This is a genomic window from Frankia sp. AgKG'84/4, assembly GCF_023242965.2.
Taxonomy (GTDB): Bacteria; Actinomycetota; Actinomycetes; order Frankiales; family Frankiaceae; genus Frankia.
In genome coordinates, this window is sequence record NZ_JALKFU020000137.1 from 1 (window position 1) to 10640 (window position 10640).

The window sequence follows — 10640 nt, forward strand, 5'->3', positions numbered from 1 at the left end:
GCACTCCCCCGACCGCAACGCCCGCACCGCCAGATGCAACGCCACCAACGACGACGAACACGCCGTGTCCACCGTCAGTGCCGGCCCCTCCAGACCGAAGGTGTAGGCGAGGCGGCCAGAGACGACGCTGCCCGCGGTGCCGGTGCCCAGATAGCCCTCGAGATCCTCGGGAACGGTGGTGATCCGCGCCGCGTAGTCCTGCGACATGAGGCCGACGAACACCCCGGTCTGGCTGCCCCGCAACGTCCCCGGATCGATCCCGGCCCGCTCGAAGGCCTCCCACGACGTCGTCAGCAGCAGCCGCTGCTGCGGGTCCATCGCCAGCGCCTCCCGCGGCGAGATCCCGAAGAACGCCGGATCGAACCGGTTGAAGCCGTCGACGAACCCGCCCTCACGGGCGTAGGACGTCCCCGGATGGTCGGGGTCCGGGTCGTAGAGGGCCTCCAGGTCCCAGCCCCGGTCCGCCGGGAACGGACCCACCGCGTCCACCCCACCGGCCACCAGCTCCCACAGCTCCTCCGGCGACCGCACCCCACCCGGATACCGGCAGCTCATCGCCACGATCACGATCGGGTCGTCGGCCGCGGCCGGCACCGCGGGCAGGAGGGCGGACGGCACCGCGGCCGCCGGCGCGTCGAGCAGCCTGTCCCGCAGGTGGCCGACCAGAGCCGCGGGGGTGGGGTAGTCGAACACGAGCGTCACCGGCAGCCGGACACCGGTCGCGGCACCCAGCCGGTTGCGCAGTTCGACGGCCGTCAGCGAGTCGAAACCGAGGTCCCTGAAGGCGCGAGCGGTGTCAACGGACCGCGGGGAGTCGTGGCCGAGCACCGCGGCCACCGCCGCCTGCACGATCGTGAGCAGCACCGCGTCACCGTCGGCCACCGGCAGGCCGGCAACCCGGCGGGCGAGCCCGGCCGCCGAACCCGCGTCCTCGCCCGCGACGGGGACGCCGTCCGCGGCCTGCACCGTCGCGGCCCGCCGCACCCGGGGACGGATCAGGCCCCGCAGCAGGTGCGGCACCGTGGTCGCGACGATCTGAGCCCGCAGGGCAGCCAGATCGAGCCGCATCGGTGCGACGGCAGCCTCGCCACTCTCGAGCGCGGCGTCGAACAGCGCGAGTCCCTGCTCGGTGGACAGCGGTTGCAGGCCACCGCGGGTCAACCGGCGCACGTCGGACCCGCCGAGGTGGCCGGTCATCCCGCCACGGCGCTCCCACAGCCCCCACCCCATCGACACCGCCGGGAGCCCAGCGGCGCGCCGCCAGGCGGCGAACGCGTCGAGGACGGCGTTGGCCGCGGCGTAGTTGCCCTGACCGGGGCCGCCGAAGACCGCGGCGGCCGAGGAGAACAGGACGAACCCCGACAGGTCCAGGTTCCGGGTCAGGTCGTGCAGGTGCCAGGTCGCGTCCACCTTCGGACGCAGCACCCGGTCGAGCATCTCGGAGGTCATCGTCGTGATGACGCCGTCGTCGAGGACTCCGGCGGTGTGCACCACCGCGGTGAGCGGGTGTTGCGCCGGCACGGACGCCAGCAGCCCGGCGAGCGCCGGCCGATCCGCCACGTCGCAGCCGGCCAGGGTGGCGCTCGCGCCGAGATCCGCGAGATCGGCCACGAGCTGCCCGGCCTCGGGGGCCTCGGCGCCGCGGCGGGAGACCAGCAGCAGATGCCGGACGCCGTGCGCCGAGACGAGGTGGCGGGCCAGGGCGTTGCCCAGCACGCCGGTCGCACCGGTGATCAGCACCGTGCCCTCGGGGTTCCACCGGGCCGGGTCGTCCGCCGCGACGGCGGCCGGTGACGGCTCGTCCAGGCGGGGCACCCGCGCCAGCCGGGCAGCCCGCAGCTCGCCCGCGCGCACCGCGACCCGCGGCTCTCCCGTCTCCACCACCGCTCGGAGATCCCGGTACAGCGCGCTCACGTCGAGATCGACGTCGTGCCCGCCGGCCGGGTCGAGTCCCTCCGCCATGCCGGGCCGTGCGGCCGTGCCGGGTGCTCCGGCCAGGCCATCGGTGTCGACGAGGATGATCCGGTCGGGGTGCTCCGACTGGGCCGAACGGGCGAGCCCCCAGGCGGCGGCGGCACCCGGATCGCGCAGCGGATCGTCCGATCCGGTCGACACCGCGCCGTCGGTGACCAGAACGAGCCGCGACGAGGCGAACCGCTCGTCCGACAACCAGCCCCGCAGCAGATCAAGCGCCCAGTGCGACGTCATGCGCGCCCGCCCGGCGACGTCTCCGACCCCGGGGTGTCCGACGTCAGTCGCGCTCTCGATGACGGGCGGGGGCGCGAAGGCGACGAGAACGGCGGGCGGCTCGCCGCCGGCGTCCACCGAGGCCGTCAGGGAGCCGAGGTCGGCGTGGACGTCGAGGCCGTCGGGCCGCGGCGAGGCCGGGCCGAGCACCGCCCAGTGCCCGGCGCCGGTCGGGATGATCGCGGGCATCTCCGGGGGTGCGACCGCGACCCACTCCTGGCGGAACAGCGAGTCGTGCGGGCCTGCGGCAGCTTTCGGGAGGTCGGCCGTGTTGATCGGACGGACCAGCAGCGACCCGACAGAGACGACCGGCCGACCGGTGTCGTCCGCGGCGATCAGGGAGACCGTGTCCGGACCGGTGCGGGTGAGCCGCACCCGCAGCCGACCGGCCCCCGCGGCGTGCAGCGACACGTTCCCCCAGGAGAACGGCACCGACCCGGCGGTGGAGCCGGGCAGCAGGCCGAGACCGATCGCGTGCAGGGCCGCGTCCAGCAGCGCCGGATGCAGGCCGAACCGAGCAGCCTCGTCCTGCTGCCGCGCGGGCAGGCCGACTTCCGCGCAGATGTCGTCGCCGACGCTCCAGGCCCGGTGCAGGCCCTGGAAGGCCGGCCCGTAGTCGAACCCGGCGCGGGCGAGGTCCTCGTACAGGTCGGTGATGTCGAGGGGCACGCCGCCGACGGGCGGCCAGATGGTCAGGGCGTCCTCGCCGCCGGCCGACCGCAGGTCCGCGGCCGGCGGGCCGTCGATGGTCAGCACGCCGGTGGCATGACAGGTCCATGGCTCGTCGTCGGCGTCGATGGCGGGGTCGGCGGGTGCGACGCGGGAGTGCACCGTCACCGCCCGTCCGCCGCCCGCGTCCGGAGCCGCGAGCATGACCTGGATCTGCACTGCGTCCCCGGGCCCGATGACCAGCGGGGTGTGCAGGGTGAGCTCGTCGACGTGCGGGCGACCGGCGTGCTCCCCGGCCTGGATCGCCAGTTCGAGCAGCGCCGTGCCCGGCAGCCAGACGGTGCCCGCGACCGCGTGGTCGGCGAGCCAGGGATGGCTGCTGCGCGCGAGTCGTCCGGTGAGCAGGACCCCACCGTCGCCGTCCGCCAAGGAGAGCGCCGCACCGAGCAGTGGATGACCGACGACGCCCTGTCCCGCGGCGGCGACGTCGGTGGCCCCGGGTCCCGTCGACTCCAGCCAGTACCGCCGTGTCCGGAAGGCGTAGGTGGGCAGATCGACCCGCCGGGCCGCGCCGGCGAACACGGGTGTCCAGTCGACCGGAACACCCCGGACGAACGCCTCGGCCAGGCTGGTCAGGAAACGCCCCGGACCGCCCTCGCCCCGCCGCAGCGTCCCGAACACCACCGCCGTGGAGTCCGCCACCGTGTCGATGGTCTCCTGCACACCCACCGTCAACACCGGGTGCGGACTGACCTCGACGAAGGTCTCCAGCCCCGCCGTGAGCAGCGCCCGGACCGTGTCCTCGAACAGCACCGGCTGCCGCAGGTTCGCGACCCAGTACCCGGCGTCCAGCGTCGCCGTGTCCACCCGTTCCCCGGTCACCGTCGAGAAGAACGGCACCTCCGGTGCCCGCGGGGTGATTTCCGCCAACGCGGACGACAGCTGCTCGCCCACCCCGTCCACCTGGGCGCAGTGCGAGGCGTAGTCCACCGGTATTCGTCGGGCCCGCACCCCGTCCGCTTCGCAGTCGGCCAGGAACTCGTCCAACGCCTGCGGATCACCCGACACCACCGTCGACGACGGCCCGTTCACCGCCGCCACCGCGAGCCGGTCGCCCCACGGCGAGACCCGACGGTGCACCTGCGCCACCGGCAGCACCACCGAGGCCATCGCGCCCTGACCGGACAGCTCGGCTGCCACCAGCCGGCTGCGCACCGCCACCACCCGCGCGCCGTCGGCCAGGCTCAACGCCCCGGCCACACACGCCGCCGCGATCTCCCCCTGCGAATGCCCCACCACCGCCGACGGCACCACCCCGTGCGCCCGCCACAACGCCGCCAGCGACACCATCACCGCCCACGACACCGGCTGCACCACGTCCACCCGCTCGAGGTCCGGCGCGCCTTCGACCCCACGCAGCACGTCCGCCACCGACCAGTCCACATACGGCTCGAGCGCCGCCGCGCACTCCTGCACCCGGGCCCGGAACACCGCGCTGAACCCCAGCAGCTCCACCGCCATCCCCGCCCACTGCGCGCCCTGCCCCGGGAACACGAACACCGGCCTCGGCTCGGCCACCGCCGCACCCGACACCACACCCGCCGCCGGTCCTTCGGAACCCGCCGGTCCTTCCGAACCCGCCAGCCCTTCCGAACCGGCCAGTTCCGCCAGACCGGCCAGCAGACCCGCCCGGTCCCCGGCCACGACCACCGCCCGACGCGCGAACGTCGACCGGCCGGTGACCAGGGAGAGACCGACGTCGGCCAGACCCAGCTCCGGCCGGGCCACCACGTGCGCGTGCAGGCGCTGCGCCTGCGCCGCCAGCGCGACCTCGTCCCGGCCCGACACCACCCAGGCGAGGTCGGCCGCGGACGGGGGATCGCCCGCCGCCTCCCCGGTGTCCGCCGGCCCGTCCGCCGGCCCGTCCGCCGGCTCATCTGGCGGCGCCGCCTCCAGGACGACGTGGGAGTTCGTGCCGCTGAAGCCGAACGACGACACGGCCGACCGACGCGGACGCCCGGTCTCGGGCCACGGCGTGGCCTCGGTCGCCAGCCGGACGGCGCCCGACGACCAGTCGACGTTCGGAGTCGGCTCGTCGACGTGCAACGTCCTGGGCACCACCCCGTGCCGCATCGCCAGCACCATCTTGATCACACCGCCGACGCCCGCCGCCGCCTGCGTGTGCCCGACGTTCGACTTGAACGACCCCACCAGCAACGGGCGATCCGCGTCCCGGCCCTGCCCGTAGGTCGCCAGCAACGCCTGCGCCTCGATCGGATCACCCAGCGGGGTGCCGGTACCGTGTGCCTCCACCACGTCGATCTCGTCCACGCCGAGCCGGGCGTTCGCGAGGGCGTGCTGGATCACCCGCCGTTGCGCCGGACCGTTGGGTGCCGTCAGCCGGCTGCTCGCCCCGTCGGAGTTCACCGCCGTTCCCCGCACCAGCGCCAGCACCGGATGACCGTTACGGCGCGCGTCCGAGAGCCGTTCCAGCAGCAGGACGCCGACGCCCTCGCCCCAGCCGGTGCCACCCGCCGACGCCGCGAACGACCGGCACCGGCCGTCGGGTGCAAGCCCCCGCTGCCGGCTGAACTCGACGAACGCCACCGGGGTGGACATCACCATCGCGCCGGCGGCGACGGCCAGCTCGCAGTCGCCCTGGCGCAGGGCCTGCCCGGCGAGGTGCATCGCCACCAGCGACGACGAGCAGGCGGTGTCGACGGTGACGGCCGGTCCGCGCAGCCCGAGGACGTAGGCGAGCCGGCCCGAGGCGATGCTGCCCGAGTTGCCGCTGCTCAGATACCCCTCGATGTCGCGGGGCACCGCGCCGACGCGGGTGCGGTAGTCGGCGTAGGAGACCCCGGCGAAGACACCGGTCTGGCTGCCCCGCACCGAACGCGGGTCGATCCCGGCCCGCTCGAAGACCTCCCAGCTGGTCTCCAGCAGCAGCCGCTGCTGCGGGTCCATCGCCAGCGCCTCCCGCGGCGAGATCCCGAAGAAGTCGGCGTCGAAGCCGGCGACGTCGTCGATGAACCCGCCCTCTCGGGCGTAGGACGTCCCCGGATGGTCGGGGTCCGGGTCGAAAAGGGCGTCCAGATCCCACCCCCGGTCCACCGGGAACGGACCCACCGCGTCCACCCCACCGGCCACCAGCTCCCACAGCTCCTCCGGCGACCGCACCCCACCCGGATACCGGCAGCTCATCGCGACGATCGCGATCGGCTCCTGGTGCCGGGTCGACAGCTCGTCGAGGCGTCGACGGGTCCGGTGCAGGTCGGTCGTGACGCGCTTGAGATAGTCCCGGAGCTTGTCCTCGTTCACCGTGTGGTGCCATCGCTTTCTACGCGGGTGGGGCCAGCCGGGTGGGAATCGCTGACGTCGTCGGACGGCGCCGTGGGATGACGCGGTCAGTCCGTCCCGAGTTCCTCGTCGATGAAGGCGAAGATCTCGTCGTCGCTGGCGGATTCGATGCGGTCGGCGGCGTCGTCCAGGTCGGTGTGACCGGGACTGCCATCCGGATCGGTGCGGTCGGTGCGGCCGGTGCGGCCGTCGAGGTCGGCGGGGCCGGCCAGCGGGTCGGACGCCGGGACGGTGGACGCCGGCACGAGTTCCTCCGCGAGGTGGTCGGCCAGTTCGCGGACGGTCGGGTAGTCGAACAGCAGCGTCGCCGGTAGCCGCAGACCCGTCGCCGCACCGAGCCGGTTACGCAGGTCCACCGCGGTCAACGAGTCGAAGCCCAGCTCCAGCAGCCCCCGGTCGACCTCGACCGAGCGGCCGTCGGGATATCCGAGTACGCCGGCGGCGTGCGTGCGCACGAGCTCGCGCAGCAGCTCCCCGCGGCCGGACCCGGCCAGCTCCCCCAGTCGCCGCCGCAGATCCGCGCCGACGTCGACCCGGGACGTCGACGTGTCCGCCCCCGGCCGCCGCGCCCCGGCCACCAGCGCCCGGTACAGGGCGGGTACCGGACCCGGCGCCCGGCGGACCGCGTCGACGTCGAGTCGGGCCGTGAGCAGGTGTGCCTCGTTCACCGCGAGCGCGGTGTCGAACAGCGCCAGGCCCTGGTCGTCCGACAAGGCGACGATCCCGCCGCGGGCGAGCCGGCGCAGGTCCGCGTCCCCGAGCTTGCCGGTCATCGCGCCGCGGCGAGCCCATAGGCCCCAGCCCATCGAGACCGCCGGCAGGCCGGCCGCCCGACGCCGCGTGGCGAAGGCGTCGAGGAAGGCGTTCGCCGCCGCGTAGTTCGCCTGCCCGGCCCCGCCGAAGGTGCCCGCGAGCGAGGAGGCGAGCACGAACGCCGAGAGCGGGCGGTCCGCGGTCAGCTCGTGCAGGTGCAGCACGGCGTCCACCTTGGGACGCAGGACCAGGTCGAGACGTTCGGGGGTGAGCGCGGAGATCATCCCGTCGTCGAGCGCACCCGCGGCGTGCACGACCGCCCCCAGGGGGTGTTCGGCCGGGATCGCGGCAAGCAGTGCGGCGAGTTCCCCGCGGTCGGCGACATCAGCGGCGACCAGGGTCACCTGGGCTCCGAGCGCGACGAGGTCCGCGGTCAGCTCGGTGGCGCCGGGTGCCCCGGGCCCGCGCCGCCCGACCAGCAGCAGGTGCCGGACGCCGTAGGTGGCCACCAGATGGCGGGCCAGCACGCTGCCCAGGGCGCCGGTCGCCCCGGTGACCAGCACCGTCGCCTCGGGATCCCAGCCAGGTGACGGCCGGTCCCCGGTCTGGTCCACACGGGCCAGCCGGGCCGCGAACGGCTCGCCGCGGCGCAGTGCCAGCTGCGGCTCGCCCGCCGCGACCGCCGTCGTGACCGCTGCCGCGACCGCCTCGACCGAGGCGGCCTGGTCGTCCAGGTCCAGCAGGACGAAACGGTCGGGATGCTCCGCCTGCGCCGAGCGCACCAGCCCCCACACCGCGGCCTGGGCCAGGTCGGGTGCCGCGTCGGTGCCGTCCGTGGCGACGGCACCCCGGGTGACGACGACGAGCCGACCAGCCGGGCCGGCGCCGGACAGCCAGGTGTGCACGAGCGCGAGCGCCCAGCGGGTGGCCGCCCGCACCGCCGCGCCGACCAGATCGGCGGCTGCGATGCCCGTACCGGCGACGCCCGTGCCCGCGATACCGGTGCCCGCGATACCGGTGCCCGCGATACCGGTGCCCTTAGTGTCGGCACGGCCGGTCCCGGCGCCGGGCTCACCGGCGAAGGGCGCGAGGACAACCTCGGGCGCGCCCGTCCCGGAGCCTCCACCAAGCACCGTGGCCAGATCGGACGCCACCACCGTCGTCATCCCGGTGGCGCGCAGGCTGGCTAGGATCGCCGTCTCCCCCGGGGAACCGTCCGCCCGGATGAGCAGCGTCCAGGATCCGCGGCCGGTGGGTTCCGCCGCCCGGGGCAGGGGCACGGTCGTGGCCGCCGGCAGGGCGGACCAGCGCAGCCGGAACGGGCCGTCCTGCGCGGCCGGCACACCGGTCAGCGCCGCCGCGGCGACCGGCCGCAGCACCAGCGACTCCACGACGGCCACCGGGTGCCCGGTGGGGGCTGCGACCACGACGGCCACACCACCCGACCCGGTCGGCGTGATCCTGACCCGCAGCGCCGACGCGCCGGTGGCGTGCAGCCGAACGCCGGTCCACGAGAACGGCAGGACCCCGCCGTCGCCCTCCCGCATGGTGAAGGCGACGGTGTGCAGAGCGGCGTCGAGCAGCGCGGGGTGCAGGCGGAACGCCGCCGCCTCGGCACGCTGGGCGTCGGGCAGGCTCACCTCACCGAAGATCTCCGGCCCGCGCCGCCAGGCGGCCCGCAGACCACGGAAGGCGGGACCGTAGTCGAACCCGTTCGCGGCCAGGCGCTCGTACAGGTCCCCGGTGTCCAACAGCTGCGCATCGGCCGGCGGCCAGTCCCGCAGATCCGCCGCCGACCCGTCCTCCGCCGGTACTGCACCTGCCGGTGCTGTGCCCGCCGGTGCTGTGCCCGCCGGTACTGTGCCCGCCGGTACGGCAGCCGCCGGGGACACGATGCCGGTGGCGTGCCGCGTCCAGGTCCCGTCCCCGGAGTCCGCCGGGCGGGAGTGGACGGTGACCGGGCGTGCGCCGTCCGCGTCAGGGCCGCCGACGGTCACCTGGACCGACACCGCCCCGTCGGCCGGGAGCACCAGCGGCGCCTGCAACGTCAGCTCGTCGATGCGGTCGCAGTCGACCTGCTCCCCCGCCCGGATCGCAAGCTCGACAAAGGCGGTGCCCGGCACCAGGATCATCCCCGACACCGCATGGTCGGCGAGCCAGGGCGCCGTCCGCGCCCCGAGCTGGCCGGTGAACAGCCAGCCGTCGGATTCGGGAAGTTCGACAGCCGCGCCGAGCAGCGGATGGCCCGTAGCCGTGAAACCGGCGGGAACACCCGTCACCGGTGGGGCGTCGAGCCAGTACCGCTCCCGTTGGAAGGCGTAGGTCGGCAGGTCGACCCGGCGGGCGTCGGCGCCGGCGAACACCGCGGGCCAGTCGACGTCCACCCCGTGGACGTGCAGGGATGCCAGCGCGGTCGCGAGCGCCACCGGTTCGGGTGTGTCCCGGCGCAGGGCCGGAACCCACACCGCCGCCTCCGGTGGCCGGATCTGCTCGCCCATCGCGGTCAGCACGCCGTCGGGTCCCAGCTCCAGATGCGTGCGCACACCGATCCGGTCCAGCTCGCGTACCCCGTCGTGGAAGCGGACGGCCTGGCGGACGTGGCGCACCCAGTAGTCCGGCGAGCAGAGCTCCTCGGCGGTGGCGAGGCGTCCGGTGACGTTGGAGACGATCGGGATCGTCGGCGGGGCGTAGTCGAGCGTGCCCGCGAGGGCACCGAACCGGTCCAGGATCGGGTCCATCCGTGGGGAGTGGAAGGCATGACCGACCCGCAGGCGGCGGACCCGATGGCCCTCGTCCGCCCAGCGGGCCGCCAGTTCCTCGACGGCGTCGGCATCACCGGAGACCACCGTGGTCCGGGGGCCGTTGAGCGCGGCGATCCCCACCCGGTCCCCGAGACCGTCGATCGCCGCCAGCACCACGTCCTCGGACGTCGACACCGACAGCATCGCGCCGCCGGCGGGCAGCTCTCCCATCAGCCGGCCCCGCGCCGCGACCAGCGCACAGGCGTCCGCCAGCGACAGCACCCCGGCGACATGGGCGGCCGCGAGCTCCCCGATCGAGTGGCCGAGCAGAACGTCCGGGACGATCCCCCAGCTGGCGAGGAGCCGGAACAGCGCGACCTCGAACGCGAACAGCGCCGGCTGGGTGTGGGCGGTGTGGTCCAGCTCCCGCGCCTGCGGGGTGCCCGCCGCGGCGAACATCACCGCGCGAGTCGAGGCGCCGTCAAGATGTGGGTCGAGGTGGGCGCCGATCTCGTCCAGGGCGTCCGCGAACACGGGGTGGACGTCGGCGAGCGCCCGGCCCATCCCCGCCCGCTGGCTGCCCTGCCCGGTGAACAGGAAGGCGAGCCGGCCGTCGGAGCCACCCCGCCCCGCGACCACGCCGGCGATCCCGGTGCCGGCCCGCCCCTCGGCGACCACCGTGAGACCCGCACGCAGCCGTTGCGCGTCCGATCCGACGACGGCGGCGCGATGCGGGAGCGTGCCACGCGTCGTCGCGAGCGAGAACCCGACATCGGCGGGGCGTGCCCGCGGGTGCTCGTCGAGCCACGTGAGCAGCCGCGCGGCCTGCACGGCGAGTGCCGGTCCGCCGCGCGCCGACAGCGGCCACAC

2 protein-coding genes are annotated in these 10640 nt (G+C 75.0%); both read right to left on the reverse strand.

Annotated elements, in window-relative coordinates; genetic code table 11:
* Positions 1-6237, reverse strand: a 6237-nt coding sequence (locus MXD58_RS11290) for a type I polyketide synthase (protein WP_250609292.1), incomplete at its 3' end; no start/stop codon positions are given.
* An 86-nt stretch (positions 6238-6323) separates the two neighbouring features.
* Positions 6324-10640 (reverse strand): type I polyketide synthase (locus MXD58_RS11295; RefSeq protein WP_250609293.1); only part of this gene is annotated, 4317 nt, incomplete at its 5' end.